Below are 18,405 nucleotides of genomic sequence, written 5' to 3' on the forward strand. Positions count from 1 at the left end.
ACAATATCTAGCATGCTAATATTTAGACGTTATTTCTATAAAAATTGATTGCTCTGTCTAGTCCATGATTCAGATCAATTTTGTGATGCCACCCCATTGAGTGTAAGAGAGAGACATCTAAAAGTTTTCTCATTGTTCCATCAGGCTTTGTTGAATCAAATGTTATCGTTCCTTTATATCCCATCTTATCAGCAATAATTCTCGCTAATTCTCCAATTTCTATGTCTTGTCCTGTACCAATATTAATTAGAGATGGTAGTTCCTCACTTCTTTGCATGAGGTAAATGCAGGCATTGGCCATGTCGTCTACATGAAGGAACTCACGTTTTGGTTTTCCAGTTCCCCATACCTTAAATTCAGAATCATTGTCCTTAATTGCTTGTTCCATTCTTGCAATTAGGCCAGGGATGACATGTGAATTTACTTTGTGAAAGTTATCATTTTCACCATAAAGATTTGTTGGCATAACTGAAGAATAATTCAAACCATATTGATCTTTAAAAGCTTCTGCAGTCTTAAGACCAGCTATTTTTGCTATGGCATATGGTTCATTGGTAGGCTCTAGTGGACCAGTTAATAGAAATTCCTCTTTGATAGGTTGAGGACAATTTTTTGGATAAATACAAGAGCTTCCAAGAAATAATAGTTTTTCGACTTTAGTTTTAAAAGCAGCATTGAAAACATTTTGTTGAATTGTAAGATTATCAAAAATAAAATCGGCTCTATATGTATTATTTGCGTGTATACCGCCAACTTTGGCAGCTGCTAGGAATACATATTTAGGCTTATTAGTTTGAAAATAATCGAGTGTGTCTGCCTGTAATAAAAGGTCTAATTCTTCTCTAACTGGTTTTAATATATTTGTATAACCTTGCTTCTCAAGTTCTCGAACAATTGCAGAACCCACGAGTCCACGAGAACCTAATACTAAAATTGCTTCATTTTTATTCATGGTAATTTAAGACCTTATGTCCACCTTCTTTGAGGTATTTATCTTTTTCAAAGATTTGTAGATCTGAACTCATCATATCTTCAATTAGTGATTCAAGATTATGTTTAGGTTTCCAATTTAATTTTGTTTGAGCTTTGGTTGGATCTCCTAAAAGTAGATCAACTTCAGTTGGCCTGAAGTATCTTTGATCAATACCAATAACTTCTTGTCCAATTTCAACTTGATAGTTAGGATTGTTACACTTTATAACTGTAGCTACTTCAGTTACACCTGAACCTGAAAATGCCAACTCAATTCCAACGTAATTAAAAGCTCTGATAATAAAATCTCTAATAGATGTAGTTACACCTGTAGCGATAACAAAGTCTTCTGGCTGTTCTTGTTGAAGCATAAGCCACATAGCTTCTACGTAGTCTTTAGCGTGTCCCCAGTCTCTTTGAGAATCTAAGTTACCCATATAAACTTTATCCTGAAGACCAAGAGCGATTCTAGAAACTGCACGTGTAATTTTTCTTGTTACAAATGTTTCACCTCTTAGAGGAGATTCATGGTTGAACAGGATTCCATTACATGCATATAGGCCATAAGCCTCTCTGTAATTAACCGTAATCCAGTATGCATACATTTTCGCACAGGCATAAGGTGAGCGTGGGTAGAATGGAGTAGTTTCTTTTTGAGGAGTTTCTTGAACTAGTCCGTAAAGCTCACTTGTAGAAGCCTGGTATATTTTAGTCTTCTTTTCTAAACCTAGAATTCTAATAGCTTCAAGTAACCTTAGTGTACCAATACCATCTACATTCGCTGTGTATTCTGGAGTATCAAAAGAAACACGAACGTGACTCATAGCTCCAAGGTTGTAAATTTCATCTGGTTGTACTTCTTGAATAATTCTAATTAGGTTTGATGTATCTGAAAGATCACCATAATGAAGTGTTAAGTTAACATTGCTTTCATGTGGATCTTGATAGAGGTGGTCAATTCTATCAGTATTAAATAATGATGAACGACGCTTAACGCCATGTACTTCATAGCCCTTATCAAGAAGAAGCTCTGCTAAGTACGCACCATCTTGTCCTGTAATTCCTGTAATTAGTGCTTTTTTCATTATGTACTCAAGGTAGTAATTAAGTATTAGTTATGATTCTATATAATTACTTTTTATAAGTCTATGTAAACTCGAATTATAAAAGTGTGTATAGAGTTTTTCACATATGAGTATTATTTTGATATTTTAAGTGTGATTCGTTGGAGGAAATTTGAAAAGATTAATTTTTGATTTGGATAATACAATTTGTTTTACTGAAAATGGTGATTATAAAAACTCTAAACCTAATATTCCATTAATTGAGAAAATGAAGGTGTATAAGAATAATGGATTTGAGATAGTTATATCAACGAGTCGCAATATGAGAACTTATGAAGGGTGTCTGGGTAAAATTAATAAAAATACATTACCTATTATTATATCTTGGTTGGATAAAAACGAAGTTCCATATGATGAGATTTATATGGCGAAACCATGGTGTGGACATGACGGATTTTATATAGACGATAGAGCTTTAAGACCAAATGAGTTTGTAGAAAATAGTTATGAAGAAGTTCTAGAAAAAATAAGTAGATAATATGATTATTATAACATCGGCTGCATATGTTGATACTGAATTAGAAAATGAGTTTGGAAAGTTGCCCCCAGCGTTTTTACCTGTAGGAAATAAAAAATTATTAGAATTACAGTTAAAAGAAATAAGAAACTACTTTAAAGATGAAGAAGTGCTCTTAAGTTTACCTCAATCATTTTCAAACTTTAATTCATTTATAGATTCTTTAAAGGACAGCGGGGTAATTTTATCTTATCTTGATGAAAATTTATCTCTTAAGGATTCGGTTTTACAAATCTTAGATAACGTTGAAGAAAGTCCTAGTTCATTAAGAATTCTTCATGGTGATACTTTTATTAATTTTTCTAAAAATTCTTTATTAGAGGTTGATGTTATAGGTGTATCTAAAACATATGAACAGTATAGATGGGAGTTTGATAAAGGTGAGTATGTTTGGAATGGCTTCTTTTCATACTCTAATTGTGATTTTTTAAAGGTATGTTTAAGATCTTCTAAGAACTTTGTAGAAGCAGTAAAAAAATATAATGAGAACATCTCATTAAGTAGAGTGAAATGTGATAATTGGTATGACTTTGGTCATATTAATACATATTTCAAGTCTAGATGTAAGTTTACAACACAACGTCACTTTAATGATCTTAATATTAATAATGGTATAGTTTATAAAAGTTCAAAGAATATAAACAAAATAAAAAGTGAAACGCTTTGGTTTTTAAACATTCCAAATGAATTAAAGGTATACACTCCTCAATTAATCGATTTCTCACTTAATGAAAACGATACTTTTTATAAAATCGAATATTTAACACTGGCACCTCTTAATGAAATGTATGTTCACGGTTTGAAGGGAGAAGTTTTTTGGAGGTCTGTTTTTTACAAGTTTAGGGAATGGTTTAAGCTATCTCAAAGTCAAGTTAAAGATAAGTATAATAAGGGTATAGAGAGTCATTTTCGTGATTTAGTGCAGAAAAAAACACAACAACGTATTTCTTGTTATGATGAATGTCTTGTAGAAGAATTCTTTAAACCTTTTTATTATGATGGAATACTTGTACCTAGTCTTGATACCGTTATTTCAGATTGTATTAAAGAGTCTGTGCGGGGCGGCACTTATCCAGGTGTGTTACATGGTGATTTATGTTTTAGTAATGTTTTGATTAATTCTAGGGCAGATCAATTGAAGTTTATAGACCCTCGAGGGGATTCTTTAGAGGGGGCTGTTGGTGTATTTGGTGATATTAGATATGATTTAGCTAAGTTATCTCACTCTGTAATTGGCTATTATGATCACATTCTTTCTAAAAACTTTAAAATTAATAAAATAAAGTTAGGTAATGATTATAGTTATAATATTGATTTTGACTTAATTGAGAATAGTAATATTGTTAATAGTTTTATTAATTTCGATTTTATCGAAGATTATGAAACAGTTGATATTTTACCTCTTACAGCGTTATTGTTTATTTCAATGGTGCCATTACATAATGACTCTATTGCAAAACAAAGAGCATTTATATTAAATGCTGTTAGAATTTGGATATTATACAAGAGGTTAAAATGATCGTTATTCCAATGGCTGGGCAAAGTTCTCGTTTCTATAATTCAGGGTATACAAAACCAAAATATGAGTTACAGATTCGTGGAAAGAGTGTGTTTAGTCATGTTGTTGAATCATTTAAGGATTATTTTGATGATGAAAAATTTCTTTTTATAATCAATAAAAAATTTGATTCTAGATCATTTGTAGAGGAAAACTTAAAAAAGATGAATCTATCTAGTTATGAAATAGTTGAATTAGATAGAGATACATTAGGACAAGCCGAAACTGTTTATAAGGGTATTGAGTATATAGATGATGCTGAGGAATTATATATATTTAATATAGATACATTCTTAACATCTTTTTCTAAATTTAATGTTGATTGTGATGGATACTTAGAAGTTTTTCATGATGAGTTAGGGGATAACTGGTCATTTGCAAAAGTTGACTTAGATAACAATGTTCTGGAAGTTGCAGAGAAAAGTAGAATATCTAATTTATGTAGTAATGGTCTTTATTATTTTAAAACGATGAGTCTGTATAGAGAAGTATTTGAGTATTACCAAAGTAATAATATTAAAAGTGTAAATGAGTATTACATAGCGCCAATGTATAATTATTTAATTAATAATAAACTTAATATTAAAGTTAGAATTGTCTCTAGGGATAACGTTATTATGTGTGGAACTCCTGAGGAGTATGAAAGCTTATCTAGTAATTAACATTTTCTAGATATTTTGGTGTTTCTAAACCTAATATTTTTTTAAAATCTCTTTTAAGTAAAATCTTTAATTTTGAGCTAAGAATGTTTTTATTTGTAACATTCTTATTATTAATAATTGCTTCATCCGCGTCACTGAAATCATCTTTATTTTTAGAGTCTTTTGAATAAGAATATAGGACTTTTGAATTACGGCCCTTTAATTGGTAATTTCGATTATTTTTATTTGCATAAGTGTTTATAAATATTGCGCCTAGTGGGTTAGGCCATGATACATCAAATCCATTTTTATCAAAGTCATAACCATTATTGTTAGATTTAACATTTACAAAAATATTCAATTTGCTAGATGAAATTGGCCTAGGGCTTCCTAAGTGAACACCAGATCCACCGTTTAGTTCTGTCGTAATATTTGAAATAGAGTTAAATTCCGAAGCATCAATATCTAAGCCATCACCATTTGCATTTACAATTTTTCCTGTACCTGTGATGGTTGAATTTCGTACATATGCCCAGTCTATTCCTTCTAATCCACCTTTTTTATAGGTATGTATTTCCTTATTTCCATCAATGATGCCATTTAGAATAATAGTAATATTTTCTAAGTATTTTTCAGGAGTGCCTTTTGAGCTGATGACAGAGTTTGCAACTCCACCATAAGCCTTTGGGTTTAATTTGGCATCTTTAGGCACTTTAATTATTGTATCTTTTGGAATTATAAAAATGGTATCACTTGGAATAGGTAAGTTATATGTATAATGTATCCCTTTTGTAAGTAAGATAATATTGTTTCTTCTGTTTTTTACACATTCTTTAAGGCTTTGCGTTGTTTTACATATTGTGATGCCATCATGTCCTAGTACACAATAGATATTCATAAAAAGTAGTATTAGTTTTTTCATGATTATCTCCAGTAGTAACTTTTTAAATCTTTTACAAAGATCTCTAGTCCAACATAGTTTAGTTCATTTATATTTCTGATTGGATGGTCTAGGCAGTGAAGTGCATATAGTTTTGTATTTCTATCTTTAAGTTCTATGTGTCTAATTTCATTATTTTGATTGAATTCATTAATAGCAAGCTCTTCGCCAGTTTTACTAGAATAACACCAATTATTCAAAACATCATCAAAGTATACGGGTATAGCTGGAAGTAAATAATTTACATCTAAATATTTAAACCATTCTAAAATGGGTGTAGTTGAAGAGTAATAATCCACATCAATACTACAGAAAGCTATAGTTGTAGGTTCCCCTTTTTTATTTTTAGGACAATAATTTTTCAGAGTATTTGCTATGTCTCCAATTATAAGTTCACCGTTACGATTTTTAGCTTCATTATCTAGTTCTTCGTATCTAATAGCACCCATCGCAAATTGATTTTTAGTCCATATCTCAGGGTGGTCTCTGAAATCTTTTGGTTCAGGTAATCCGTCTCTATTGTCAAATCCAATTACACGTACATTCATTTTTAAATACTTATTTATTAGTTCAGCTATATCTAGCAGTACTCTATATCCTCCTCCGCTAGCTACACCGAATTCAAAAAGTGCTATATCGTTTTTTCCTATATTTTTGGCTTGAAGTGCACCTATAACTGAACCAATAAGATAATGCTTTCTTATGTTTCTTTTGGCACAGCCAAATATTATTGTACTTATAGCCGCTTTGTAATGGGGTCCAAATTTAATATGATTTTTTGGTAAGCACATGAATCTTGTAAATGTAGGTATAAATCTTACTAGTTGGTATACAATATTTAGAAATGTAATAAATTTAGATAATAATTTAAAAAAAAAATGAATCACGAAAGCCCTTTATTGTTTATAGAATTAATTGCAGATGACGTTTATCTTTAATATGATAGTCAAAAGAAATTATAGTTTTTTGGATGTAGTTTGAAAACATAAATAACTCAAATTGCGTTTAAATGGAGTTGCATATGCGAATATTGGTTACAGGTGTAGCAGGATTTATAGGTTTTCATACAGCTAAAATGGCGCTCGAACTAGGACACACTGTTATAGGTATTGATAGTATCAATTCTTATTATGATGTGAAGTTAAAGAACGGTCGATTAAAAGAGCTTGGAATTGAAAATTTTTTGACTCAATCTGATAAATATAAAAAATTCAAATTTTTTAAAATTGATATTAGCAACTGGGAAAATGTAAAAAGAGTTTTTGAGATGGAGAAAATTGACCAAGTAATTCATTTGGCAGCGCAAGCGGGTGTTAGATATTCAATTGAAAACCCACATTCATATATTAAGTCTAATGCCGAAGGTTTTCTCAATATTCTTGAGGGATGCAGACATTATAAAATTAAGCATTTGATTTATGCATCATCTTCTTCTGTTTATGGTGAAAACTCTAAGGTCCCATTTAGTGTAAAAGACCCAGTTGATCATCCTGTAAGTCTTTATGCTGCAACTAAAAGGGCGAATGAACTTATGGCTCATACCTATTCTCATTTATATGATTTGCCAACGACAGGTTTGCGTTTTTTTACAGTTTATGGGCCCTGGGGGAGACCTGACATGGCTCCGTTTATATTTACGGATGCAATATTAAATAATAAAAAAATTAATGTATACAATTATGGAGATATGGAAAGAGATTTTACATATGTAGATGATGTAGTTCAAGCACAACTTAAATTACTAGATTTTATACCGTGTTCTTCAAAGTCTTGTGACCATCCAAACGAATCAACATCACCTTTTAAAATATATAATATTGGAAATTCAAGTCCTGTTAAATTAGGTAACTTTATAAATATTTTAGAAACAAGTTTGGGGGTAGAGGCTGATAAAAATATGATGCCACTACAACCTGGAGATGTACTGAGAACTTATGCGGACGTAAAAGAGTTGTATGAAGTTCTTGATTTTAAACCTGAGACAGCTATAGATACTGGTGTTAAAAAGTTTGTCGATTGGTATAGAGAATATTATTTATGAAATTGAGAACGGTATGACTGGTGTTAATATTAGCTATAATAATCAGTTACATTTTTTTTTAATATGGAATCACGGTCTAACTTATGAAAATCAAATATTAGATATATTAGAACAAGAATTTGAAATAATTAAAATAGTGAAACATAGAGATACAAAATTAGATAGACTTATTAAGAATGTCTACAATTTTGACTATGCTCCGAAGTATCATTTAAAACTCAAAACAAAATATCTGAAACGTCTCGATGATAACTTAGTATGTTTTATTTTCATAAGGTGTAAAAAGGGAGTTAATACTTACTATGGTAATGGTGAATTTCGGCATCTTGAAAATAGTTTTATCAAATTAATAAAATCAAGAATAAGAAACGAGTTTAATCCACGAGATAGTAGAGGAGGGTTATTGGAGGAACATGTTATACATGCATCTGATAACTCTGACCAAACAGATACAGTGCTAAAATATCTAGGTTATAAAAAGGGTATCGAAGCTTTTGAAAGAACATTATTTTCTGTACCAGATCATATTTTACTGTCAAATAAATTACAATTAAAATGTGAATATATTAAAGATCTCTGGTGCTTTAATATTGTTGGAGAAAAAGTGGTACATATGAAGATCTCTGAATCAGTACAGTATAGATCAATCACTAATTTAGAACTATATAGAAAGTATCTTATGCAAAATAGAGGTTGGACTTTGAAGGACCACTATTCAGTTAATAAATATCTTAATTTAATTAATAAATTTAGACTAAATGAATACAACCCAGTTATTGTCAAAGTTATTAATGGCTATGTTACAGTTGTCGATGGCTTACATCGTTGTTCGGTATTGCATTTTAAAAAGATAGAAAAGGTAAGAGTATTATATGTTTGAATTGAAGTCCCTTTTTATAGGAATTCCGAATGATTTGTATGTAATTGTTAAATATGATGAAGAGGTATACAAAAGAAGGGTTTTTGACATAGACATATTTACCTATGACTTAAATTGTCTGGTTGAAATGGCGAGTAAAAATTTTTTATCGGTAGTAAGTGATGGCCGTATAGAAGTATTACAAAAATCTAATGATCATATTCAACTAGATCTCTTCTATAGTAATACGGAGTTCGTAAGATTGGATATATATTCAGAATTACCGACTTATAATTTTTTATCATTGAAATCTTCTTTATTTACTTTCTTTCTTGAGTCAAGACAAGTTTTTATTTCGAAAATTTTTGGTGAAATAAGTATACTTAATGATGAAGCAAATTCATTTTTCAGATATATAGAATATTTAGAATATATTGAGTCACGTTCAGACAAATCTAAGCACTTAGATTTCGTTAATGAATATGTAAAGAATAATGACTCGGAAAGAATTTTTAGTTTATTTCACTATTTTGTAAAATTAAATAGTAAAGTTATAGTCAAAAAAAAGAAAGGTTATATTAGTTTCATTATTTTTAAATATAAAGAGTTGGGATTACGTAAGTTTGTTAAAAGATCTTTGATGAAACTATTTAAAAAAGATATTTAAATGAGCAATTTGATCATTTTGAAAAGTATTATTCATAATTCTTTAGGGAAGATTTTTTCATTTGTTTCCACATTTCTATTTGGTGTTCTATTAGCAAGACTTTTAAGTCCAAGTGAGTTTGGTGTTGTGGCTATTGTTTTAGCTGTCATTAACTTTCTTTCAGTGTTGGGTGAATTTGGTATTGGTGCGGCTCTTATATCAAAAAGAAATTGGGGAAAGGAAGAGTTAGAAAAAGTCTTGTCATTGACTTTGATTATTGGATCTATATTACTGTTAATTTTAAATATATTATCTCCAATTTTTGTTTCAATATTTGACAATAGAATTTACTTTGAAATTATTCCTGTTTTATCCTTAGGTTTGTTTTTTAGAGTTATATCTGTGTCATTTACTTCAATGATAAGAAAAAGACTTGAGTTTGGTAGCTATAACACAATTTTAATAATTTCTGATATTGTCTCATCTTTAATAGCTGTTTTATTGTCTTATAATGGTTTCGGGGTATGGTCACTTGTTTTAAAATATTTGATTTTTGAGTTATTACACTTTTATTTAAGTTATAAGAAATCTGAACTTGATATTTATATTCTTAAATTTAATTCTGTAGTTACGATTTATAATTCACTAATTGATTTTTCATTTTTTCAATTGTTAACAAATATACTTAATTCAGTATCAGCTAATATTGATACTATTATTGTTGGTGCAAATTTAAATTCTAGTATTTTAGGGGAGTACGATCGTGCTTATAGGTTGTTAAGATATCCTTCTGTGAACATTTCGACAGTTATAAATCCAGTACTTCAAACGGCTTTAGTGAAATCTGATTCTTGTCGATTAAAAAGAGCATTTAAATTGGTAATATTGCTAAGCTTTATCGGTGGGAGTGGAGTATTTTCAATTTTGGAAATGTTTAAAAGTGATATTATTTTAGGGCTTTATGGAGAGAAATGGAATTCTGTAATACCTATCTTTTCAGTTCTTTTACTTGGTTTGATTCCTCAGATAATTAGCTCTTTAATGCCAGTATTTTTTCAACTAACAAGAACCGTAAAGAATCTACTAAAATGGAATATAGTATGTGTAATTTCGAATATTATATTTGTCATAATTGGTTCAAGGTATGGTGTTACAGGTGTTGCTTATGGAGTGGTATTTGGGGCTTATGTTAGTTTATTCGTTTTGAGTTTAGGTGCTTATTCTGTTGTTTGGAATTATAGTATATATGAAAGTTGAGTTTGTAGTATGTATAGAGTAGTTATTTATAAAATTATAGAGATATTTGAGTGTTTTTTTAACTTGTTTTTCTCATTTAAACTTCATGACTTAGATCTTGCAGTTAATGATTATGACTTCAATAATGATGATAGTGATGTTGCTATAGTTGTACAGGGTCCATTATTGCTAAAGCGTAATTTTACATATCGTTCTTGTTCTAATTTGGTTAAAGCTTTCCCGAAATCGTTACTTATATTGTCTACTTGGGAAGGTGAAGATGAAGAAACTATAGGCAAGGTAAGGGGTTTGGGTTTTATTGTTTTATTAAACAAACTACCAAAAGATTCGGGGCTGGGTAATGTTAATTATCAAATTTCATCAACGTATGCTGGGGCTGAGTATGCCAAAACGAAGGGAGCAAAATATCTTCTAAAGATTCGAACAGATCATATTATTTTAAAAAATAATGTTTTAAATTTTTTTAAAAATATGCTCAATACGTTTGATTTGAAACTGTTGACACTTTCTGAAAACTCTTACGAGATGGATCCGTATCGATTAGGTGATAGAGTTATGTTTGGATCCGTTGATTCTATGATGGTGTATTGGCAACCTTGTGACAGTTTTAATTTTAATAACATTGACCGTAATATATTTAAAAAATGGGAATTGAATAAAAGTGTGCATAGTCTACTTTTTTTAAGGTTTTTATCTTTTTTAAACGAAGATCTTGATTGGTCGTTGTTAACTTATCACAGACTAATGATTAAACATTTTGTTTTAATTGATTCTAGTTCAATTGGTTTGTATTGGTATAAGTACTTTGATCGTATTTTTGTTGATAGAAATTTTTATGGAGTTAATTCTGAATTAAATCCATGCATGAGAAAAATGAGTTTTTTGAGATGGCTATATTATTATAGGAAGTATAACAATGCTTAAACAAACAGTATTCATAAAGGGAGGCATGGGAAATCAGTTGTTTCAACTATCTTATTACTTGTTCCTCTTGAAAAAAAATAAAAGAGTAAATCTGAATATAGAATATTATAATCGTGGTGACAGAAGGGCTCTGTTAGATATCTTTGATAATAAGAAGCACAGTTGTTTAGTGTTTTGTACACAAGATGAATCCCGTATTAAGTATTTTTTTAGCAGAGTATTAAATAAACTTTTTAAAAATAAAAATATTTCTTTTTTTAGAAAGGTGACAGGTTTAGATTTAAATTATTTCTTATTACATGATGGTTATTGGCATGAATACGAATTAGCTTATGAGAACAGGTCTCAGATTAGCAGTTTATTGTTTAGTGATTTGTTAGAAAGTAAGGATTTTGAATATGATTTTGAAAATGTAGCAGCATTACATATTCGAAGAGGGGATTATTTAAATGTTGAAAATTATAAATACCAAACAATTAGTTCTGATTATTATTATAATGCAATTTTAAGATTAAAAGAAAAAAACGATTTGAAAAGATGTATTGTTTTTTCAGATGACCGTGAGTGGTGTCTAAGTAATTTAAAACTTCCGTTAAATTTTGAAGTGTTCGATGAGTCTCTTGTGTTGAGAGAGGAATTTTATTGCTTATCCAAGTTTAAAAATATAGTAATCTCGAATAGTACATTCAGTTGGTGGGCAGCAGTACTAGGTCAAGATAATAAAAATGTTGTTTGTCCACTTTATTGGGAAAGAGGTTTGTTGTCTTCTGATTATATAGGTAGTGATAATTGGGATTTTATTTTGTAAATTTATGTATAATCTCCAAATTTTCTCTGTATTTAATCGCTGATTTATATATTGATTTATTGAGTTTTTTTATCTTTAAGTAGCCTACCAGTGCATTAGTTATATTAGCGAGTCCTAAATTTATAATCCAAGCCAGTTTTTTTGTTTTTAATTTTCTTTTAATTTTTAGTGCGAGTAAAAAGTTGTTGTAATGTTTATTGAAGTTAAATTCCTTCAATCCTTTATAAATGATAGAGTACTTTTTATTTAGGTCTATCGTTTTGTTATAGAAATTGAATAAGGCCGTTGTTGCATAGATGAATTGAGTGTTCTCGTTGTCGTGTGATATGGTTTGGGATGAGATATGTAGAATAGTTAATGGATCTTTTATTATTGAAATATTAGTAATATTTAATGCTCGAAGAAGAAAATCGTAATCTTGTGCCTTTTTGAAAAATTCATTGTAACCGTTTAGTGTCTCAAAAACACTTCGTTTCATACACCAAGAAGAATGGCAAAAGAAGGCTTTTCTTTTGCTGAGTAGGTTAAGTACATCTTTATTATCTTTGAAGGTGCAGTTCGTTTGGGCATATATTTTCCCATTAGATTCTAATTTTGCATTAGTTCCGAGGAGTCCTACCTCTGGATTTTCTTTCATGAACCTTAATTGCTTCTCTAGTTTTATAGACTCGTATTGATCATCTGCATCGAGTCTGCATATTAGTTCTCCGCTGGAAAATTTATAAGCTGTATTTAGTGACTTGGTTAAACCTTGGTTTTCATTATCTACAACTATGAATCTGCTGTCTTTTTGTGTATATTTATTAATGATCTCGAGACTCCCATCTGTTGAGCCATCGTTAATAATTATTACTTCGAAATTAGTATAAGTTTGATTTAATATAGAGTTTAAGGCCTTATCAATTGTTCTTTCTCCATTGTATACAGACATTAAAATACTAATTTTCATATGACTTACCTTCATCTTTCATGAATTTTTTTATTATTGTAATTATATCTTGCTCTGTTATTGAGGGGAAAAGATAGTCTATCTTTAAATTCTTTGTGTAGCCTGCTATAGGTGCAATTGTTTTAAGTTTAAAGTGTTGTGCTTCGTAAAGAGGAAGGCAGAAAGATTCAAATGAAGATGTTAAGAGTATTGCAGATGATGACCAGTATAATTTAAAAATGTCATTTCTGTTCAAATTGTTATAATAATGGACTGTTATTAATCTATTGTTAATATTGGGAGGTGTATCACTTATTAAGCATATTTTTAAATTAATATCTAATTTATTTAACGCTGATTTTATAATTTTATAGTTCTTATGTTCTTCGTTGTTTGTTAAAATGATGATATCGTAAGTACCGGTAAATTCGTTACTTGAGGACTGTGGTAATACTGGTAGTATCTTTTTTACTTGGATATCTTTATTAACGTAATTTTTTAAATTTTCTTTCATCCATTCAATTTGTACAATGATTTGATCTACATTTTTAATAAAAAAATAAAAAATAAACTTTTCATATGCAATTCTTAGTTTGTTTTTTATTTTTCTTGGAAGTTTTATAGTTCTTAATAAGTAAGCATTTTGAAGAAAAACCTTTGTATTATTTTTATGTTTGAATAAAGGAGGTAGGTTACCAAAGCAAACGATTTCTTTCTCTTTATTTTGAAAAGCTAATTTTTTTAATTTATATTCTGCATATATACGTGAGATTAAACTAGGATTAACTTTCTCTATGATTATATCATCTTGTGAAAATTGTAGAGGACATCTCTTATCTATAAAAAGGTGTGTGACTTTGCCAAAGACTTCGTCTTCAATTACTGTATTTAGTAATACTAATCCACCACCAGAATTAATGTTTGGAGCATATAAAATCATAGTTAAAATCCTAAATTAATTAACTATGGTTGTCACTTTTAATCATGAATATTTCAATATTTACATATGTTTACAAACCCGAATCATTCTTAATTAATGAACTTGCTGAAAAATTAGCAAAGAAATATTGCGTTGAGGTCTTAACAGGTTTACCTAATTACTCTAAAGCAACGTTCTATGATGGATATAGTGTTAATGGTCCTTATAGAGAAATTATTAATGGAGTATCGATTGTTAGATATCCAGTTATTCCTAGAAAATCAGGTTTATTCCGACTTCTTTTCAATTATTTAACTTCATTATTGGGTGCTTTGTTTTCAATCTTTAGGTTGAAAAAAGCGAATGTTGTTCTAGTTTTTGCAACTTCACCAATATTTACAGCAATACCAGCAATTGTTTACTCAAAATTAAGAGGCGGAAAAGTAGTGATTTGGCTACAGGATCTCTGGCCAGAAAGCTTTTTTGCGATCACAAATAAGAATCCTAATGGTGTTATTGGTTTAATCTTAGGCATCATTGTAAAATGGATTTATAAAAATACTGACTTAATGCTTGTTCAATCAAATGAGTTTCGTTCAAATCTGAATAAGTATGGATATGACAGTAGAGTCGAGTGGATTCCTAATTGGGCCAAAGAAGAAAAAGCTGAACAATCTCCCGAGTGGTTGACTGAACTTCCTGATAATAAATTTGTCATTACATTTGCAGGCAATATTGGAGTTGCTCAGAACTTAGAGACTTTAATTGGAGCAGTTATAAAGGTTTCTGATGATCGAATCCACCTGGCCATTGTGGGTGATGGGAGAGAAAAGTCACGATTAGAAAATCTTTATGCCAATAATAAACATATAAAGTTTTATGGAAGAAAGCCTGCTGGTGATATGCCATATCTATTTGCTAAATCAAGTGCATTAGCAGTAGTACTTAAAGATGAACCAGCTTTCTCTCTTGTAGTTCCATCAAAAGTGCAATCATATTTAATGGCTGGAAAACCTATACTTGCCTCACTAAATGGAGCTGGAGCAAAATTGATAAATGAATTATCAGTGGGCGAAGTCTCTGATGCTGAAGATGTTGACGCGCTGACTAGTAAAATTATAAAACTTATAAATCTAACCAATGAAGAGCGTGAGACTATCGGCAAAAATGCTCTAAATGCATATCATAATTATTTTAAAGAAGAGAAGGTAATCGCTAGAATAGATAAACTTCTTAATGAACTTGTAAATAGTTGAATTAGCGATATATAGTTTGTAATATTTGTTTATGAAAATTTTAATTATCGGTGCCAATGGAATGTTGGGCCAGTCCCTATTTCGTTATTTTTCAAAGAAATTTGAAGTCCTTGGAATTTCTAGAGGCAAAGCTTGGCATCAAGACATTAAATCTGGTTATGATGTTGAAAATACACAATTGATAGAAAATCTCTTCAATGACTTTAATCCAGACCTTGTTTTTAATTGCGTAGGAATAATTAAGCAATTGAAAGAGTCTAAAGATAATGAAGTCTCAATCTTTACAAATGCCTTATGGCCTCATCGCTTAGCCTCAATATGCTCTAAATATAACTCGAAAATGATTCATTTCAGTACCGATTGTGTATTCACTGGCCGTGAGGGAAATTATACTGAAGATTCAGTTGCTGATAGTAGAGATTTATATGGATTGTCTAAATATTTAGGTGAAGTAGCCTATGATCATACTCTTACAATTAGAACATCTATTATTGGCCATGAGATAAAGTCAAATGTATCTCTAATTGATTGGTTCTTATCTCAGGAAAATGAATGTAAAGGATTCTCGAAAGCTATATACTCAGGGTTTCCAACAAATTCATTGGCTAGGGTAATAGATATAGTAATTTTGCCTAGATTTATGAAGGGAGATGTTTCAGGTCTCTATCATGTATCTTCAGATCCAATTAATAAATATGACTTATTAAAAATTGTTGCTGAAGTTTATAAGAAAGAAATCAATATAATACCTTATGATGACTTCGTATTAGATAGGAGTCTTAATTCAGATAGATTTAGAAAAGAATTTAACTATCAACCTGAAAGTTGGAAAGATTTAATAAAAGAAATGCACACTCTGTATTTAGAGATGGAATAATAATGAAAAAAATAAAAGTAATGACAATTGTTGGCACTAGGCCAGAAATTATAAAATTGAGTAGAGTAATTCCACTATGTGATGAACATTTTGAACATATCTTAGTTCATACTGGACAGAATTATGATTATGAACTTAATGAAGTTTTTTTTAATGATCTAAGAATTAGAAAACCAGACTACTTTCTCGAATCAGCAAAAGATAGTGCAACGAAAACAATTGCAGAAGTATTAATTAAAACAGATGAACTTCTGGAAGAGGTTAAGCCTGATGCGGTCCTCTTATATGGAGATACAAATAGCTGTTTATCTGTAATTTCAATTAAAAAGAAACAGATTCCTATCTTTCACATGGAAGCAGGAAATAGATGCTTTGATCAACGTGTTCCAGAGGAATTAAATCGAAAAATTGTTGATCACTTGTCAGATATTAATATGGTTCACTCAGAGCATTCGAGACGATATTTAATTGATGAAGGAGTAAGGCCAGAGTTGATCATTAAAACTGGCAGTCCGATGAAAGAAGTCTTGAACTTCTTCGGTAATGATATCGATAATTCCAACATTCTAAATGATTTATCATTAGATAAAGGTGAGTACTTCTTAGTTAGTATTCATAGAGAAGAAAATGTTGATTATGAAGTAAATTTTAACTCTCTTCTTGATTCATTAAATGGTATTACTGAACATTTTGGAAAACGAATTATTGTCTCAACACATCCAAGAACAAGAAAGAAATTAGAGAAATTATCTAAATCTGACTTCAATGAGTTGATCGAATTCATGAAACCTCTTGGATACTTAGATTACAATCTTCTTCAGAAAAATGCTAAGTGTGTAATCTCAGATAGTGGTACTATTACTGAAGAATCATGTTTAATGGATTTCCCAGCAATTACGATAAGACAAGCTCATGAAAGGCCAGAAGGAATGGATGCTGGAACACTCATTATGTCTGACTTGGATCGTGATTCTGTAATTAACTCGATTAATATAACAATCAATAACCCCGATCGATATTATAGTGATATCGAAGATTATAGAAATGAATTTGTTAGCTATCAAGTGGTTAAAATAATTCAAAGCTATACGGGTTATGTGAATAGAAATGTTTGGAAAAAATAAGAGGATTATATGTTTGATAATAAAAAATTATTAATAACAGGTGGTACAGGTTCATTTGGAAATGCTGTTTTAGATAGATTTCTTGATTCTGGGTTAAGTGAAATTCGTATTTTTTCTCGTGATGAAAAAAAACAAGATGACATGAGAAAGAAATATAACAATCCTAAAATCAAATTCTATATAGGTGATGTGAGAGATTACAACAGTGTCCTTACAGCTATGCATGGTGTGGATTATGTTTTTCATGCTGCTGCTTTAAAGCAGGTACCATCATGTGAGTTTTATCCTCTTCAAGCTGTTAAAACAAATATTTTTGGAACTGAGAATGTTCTAGATGCAGCTATTAATTGTGGTGTAAAGAAAGTTATATGCTTAAGTACAGACAAAGCCGTTTATCCTATTAATGCAATGGGGATGAGTAAGGCCTTAATGGAAAAAGTTTTTGTTGCTAAGGCTCGTAGTATTGCAGAAACACATAATACTGTTATTTGTGGCACACGTTACGGTAATGTTATGGCTTCACGTGGTTCTGTTATTCCACTTTTTATTGAACAAATTGAGAATGGTAAACCAATTACAATTACAGATCCAAATATGACTAGATTTATGATGTCTCTTGAAGATGCTGTCGAGTTAGTAATTTTTGCATTTGAAAATGGTGAGAACGGAGATATTTTTGTACAGAAGTCGCCAGCTTCAACTATTGAAAATTTAGCAAATGCTATTAAAAGATTTAAAAATTCACCAAATACTGAAGTTAAGATTATTGGTACTCGTCATGGTGAAAAATTATATGAGACTCTTCTTACAAGAGAGGAGATGGTTAAAGCACGAGACCTTGGTGGTTACTATCAAATCATTAGTGATAATCGTGATCTTAACTACGATCGTTTCTTTGAGGACGGTGAAGAAGTTATAACACAAGCTGGTGAGTATAATTCACACAATACTCATAGGTTAAGTGAAGACGAAATGCTTAAGTTGTTACAGACATTAAAAGAAATTAATTAGTCT

19 protein-coding genes are annotated in these 18,405 nt (G+C 30.2%); 13 read left to right on the forward strand and 6 right to left on the reverse strand.

Annotated elements, in window-relative coordinates; all coding sequences use genetic code 11:
* Nucleotides 1-22 precede the first annotated feature (22 nt).
* Entirely contained in the window at nucleotides 23-952 is a 930-nt protein-coding gene (locus ABMA72_RS09455) for a GDP-L-fucose synthase family protein (RefSeq protein ID WP_393056912.1), read from the reverse strand.
* A complete protein-coding gene (gmd, locus tag ABMA72_RS09460) occupies nucleotides 945-2,057 on the reverse strand; it encodes a GDP-mannose 4,6-dehydratase (RefSeq protein ID WP_393056914.1) in 1,113 nt (370 codons plus the stop codon). The genes ABMA72_RS09455 and gmd overlap by 8 nt, the downstream gene beginning before the upstream one ends.
* Before the next feature lie 151 nt (nucleotides 2,058-2,208).
* Here gmd and ABMA72_RS09465 point away from each other — a divergent pair, with 151 nt between their 5' ends.
* The 3 genes from ABMA72_RS09465 to ABMA72_RS09475 are packed head-to-tail and all read left to right on the forward strand — an operon-like array spanning nucleotide 2,209 to nucleotide 4,833.
* On the forward strand, nucleotides 2,209-2,574 hold the full coding sequence (locus tag ABMA72_RS09465; RefSeq protein WP_393056916.1) for an HAD-IIIC family phosphatase: 366 nt from the start codon (nucleotides 2,209-2,211) through the stop codon (nucleotides 2,572-2,574).
* 1 nt (nucleotide 2,575) lies between these two features.
* Nucleotides 2,576-4,132, forward strand: coding sequence for a hypothetical protein (locus ABMA72_RS09470; protein WP_393056918.1), 1,557 nt, complete (start codon nucleotides 2,576-2,578; stop codon nucleotides 4,130-4,132).
* Nucleotides 4,129-4,833, forward strand: a complete 705-nt coding sequence (locus ABMA72_RS09475) for a glycosyltransferase family 2 protein (protein WP_393056920.1) — start codon at nucleotides 4,129-4,131, stop codon at nucleotides 4,831-4,833. Before ABMA72_RS09470 ends, ABMA72_RS09475 begins: the two co-directional genes overlap by 4 nt.
* Here ABMA72_RS09475 and ABMA72_RS09480 read toward each other — a convergent pair.
* Both ABMA72_RS09480 and ABMA72_RS09485 read right to left on the reverse strand, forming a co-directional pair.
* A complete protein-coding gene (locus ABMA72_RS09480) occupies nucleotides 4,823-5,734 on the reverse strand; it encodes a hypothetical protein (RefSeq protein ID WP_393056921.1) in 912 nt (303 codons plus the stop codon). The two genes, ABMA72_RS09475 and ABMA72_RS09480, sit on opposite strands and share 11 nt — an antisense overlap.
* Before the next feature lie 2 nt (nucleotides 5,735-5,736).
* Nucleotides 5,737-6,543 carry a hypothetical protein gene (locus tag ABMA72_RS09485; RefSeq protein WP_393056923.1) on the reverse strand — a complete coding sequence of 269 codons (807 nt, stop codon included), beginning with the start codon at nucleotides 6,541-6,543 and terminating at the stop codon, nucleotides 5,737-5,739.
* Between the two features lie 230 nt (nucleotides 6,544-6,773).
* Here ABMA72_RS09485 and ABMA72_RS09490 point away from each other — a divergent pair, with 230 nt between their 5' ends.
* Genes ABMA72_RS09490 through ABMA72_RS09515 form a run of 6 tightly spaced genes read left to right on the forward strand, consistent with a single transcriptional unit; the run spans nucleotide 6,774 to nucleotide 12,287 of the window.
* Entirely contained in the window at nucleotides 6,774-7,793 is a 1,020-nt protein-coding gene (locus ABMA72_RS09490) for an NAD-dependent epimerase (protein ID WP_393056924.1), read from the forward strand.
* A 13-nt stretch (nucleotides 7,794-7,806) separates the two neighbouring features.
* Complete coding sequence (locus ABMA72_RS09495; protein WP_393056926.1) at nucleotides 7,807-8,673, forward strand: hypothetical protein; 867 nt, start codon at nucleotides 7,807-7,809, stop codon at nucleotides 8,671-8,673.
* Nucleotides 8,666-9,319, forward strand: coding sequence for a hypothetical protein (locus ABMA72_RS09500; RefSeq protein WP_393056928.1), 654 nt, complete (start codon nucleotides 8,666-8,668; stop codon nucleotides 9,317-9,319). Before ABMA72_RS09495 ends, ABMA72_RS09500 begins: the two co-directional genes overlap by 8 nt.
* Complete coding sequence (locus ABMA72_RS09505; RefSeq protein ID WP_393056930.1) at nucleotides 9,320-10,555, forward strand: oligosaccharide flippase family protein; 1,236 nt, start codon at nucleotides 9,320-9,322, stop codon at nucleotides 10,553-10,555.
* A 9-nt stretch (nucleotides 10,556-10,564) separates the two neighbouring features.
* The gene (locus tag ABMA72_RS09510; protein WP_393056932.1) at nucleotides 10,565-11,479 is read left to right on the forward strand and encodes a WavE lipopolysaccharide synthesis family protein; all 915 of its coding nucleotides are present in this window, start codon (nucleotides 10,565-10,567) and stop codon (nucleotides 11,477-11,479) included.
* A complete protein-coding gene (locus ABMA72_RS09515; protein WP_393056934.1) occupies nucleotides 11,472-12,287 on the forward strand; it encodes an alpha-1,2-fucosyltransferase in 816 nt (271 codons plus the stop codon). Before ABMA72_RS09510 ends, ABMA72_RS09515 begins: the two co-directional genes overlap by 8 nt.
* On the opposite strand, the gene ABMA72_RS09520 is transcribed toward ABMA72_RS09515, so the two are convergent.
* Together ABMA72_RS09520 and ABMA72_RS09525 are read right to left on the reverse strand one after the other, a co-directional pair.
* The gene (locus ABMA72_RS09520; protein ID WP_393056936.1) at nucleotides 12,277-13,236 is read right to left on the reverse strand and encodes a glycosyltransferase family 2 protein; all 960 of its coding nucleotides are present in this window, start codon (nucleotides 13,234-13,236) and stop codon (nucleotides 12,277-12,279) included. The two genes, ABMA72_RS09515 and ABMA72_RS09520, sit on opposite strands and share 11 nt — an antisense overlap.
* Nucleotides 13,226-14,155 carry a glycosyltransferase gene (locus ABMA72_RS09525; RefSeq protein WP_393056938.1) on the reverse strand — a complete coding sequence of 310 codons (930 nt, stop codon included), beginning with the start codon at nucleotides 14,153-14,155 and terminating at the stop codon, nucleotides 13,226-13,228. Before ABMA72_RS09525 ends, ABMA72_RS09520 begins: the two co-directional genes overlap by 11 nt.
* A 44-nt stretch (nucleotides 14,156-14,199) precedes the next feature.
* Between ABMA72_RS09525 and ABMA72_RS09530 the strand changes: the two genes are divergently transcribed.
* Genes ABMA72_RS09530 through ABMA72_RS09545 form a run of 4 tightly spaced genes read left to right on the forward strand, consistent with a single transcriptional unit; the run spans nucleotide 14,200 to nucleotide 18,402 of the window.
* Nucleotides 14,200-15,390 carry a glycosyltransferase family 4 protein gene (locus tag ABMA72_RS09530; protein WP_393056940.1) on the forward strand — a complete coding sequence of 397 codons (1,191 nt, stop codon included), beginning with the start codon at nucleotides 14,200-14,202 and terminating at the stop codon, nucleotides 15,388-15,390.
* A gap of 31 nt (nucleotides 15,391-15,421) precedes the next feature.
* Nucleotides 15,422-16,267: a dTDP-4-dehydrorhamnose reductase family protein gene (locus ABMA72_RS09535; RefSeq protein ID WP_393056942.1), complete on the forward strand. Its 846-nt coding sequence runs from the start codon at nucleotides 15,422-15,424 to the stop codon at nucleotides 16,265-16,267.
* Between the two features lie 2 nt (nucleotides 16,268-16,269).
* Entirely contained in the window at nucleotides 16,270-17,391 is a 1,122-nt protein-coding gene (gene wecB, locus ABMA72_RS09540; protein ID WP_393056944.1) for a non-hydrolyzing UDP-N-acetylglucosamine 2-epimerase, read from the forward strand.
* A 9-nt stretch (nucleotides 17,392-17,400) separates the two neighbouring features.
* Entirely contained in the window at nucleotides 17,401-18,402 is a 1,002-nt protein-coding gene (locus ABMA72_RS09545; protein WP_393056946.1) for a polysaccharide biosynthesis protein, read from the forward strand.
* Nucleotides 18,403-18,405 lie beyond the last annotated feature (3 nt).

It is taken from the genome of Halobacteriovorax sp. CON-3 (genome assembly GCF_043196995.1).
Lineage (GTDB): Bacteria > Bdellovibrionota > Bacteriovoracia > Bacteriovoracales > Bacteriovoracaceae > Halobacteriovorax_A.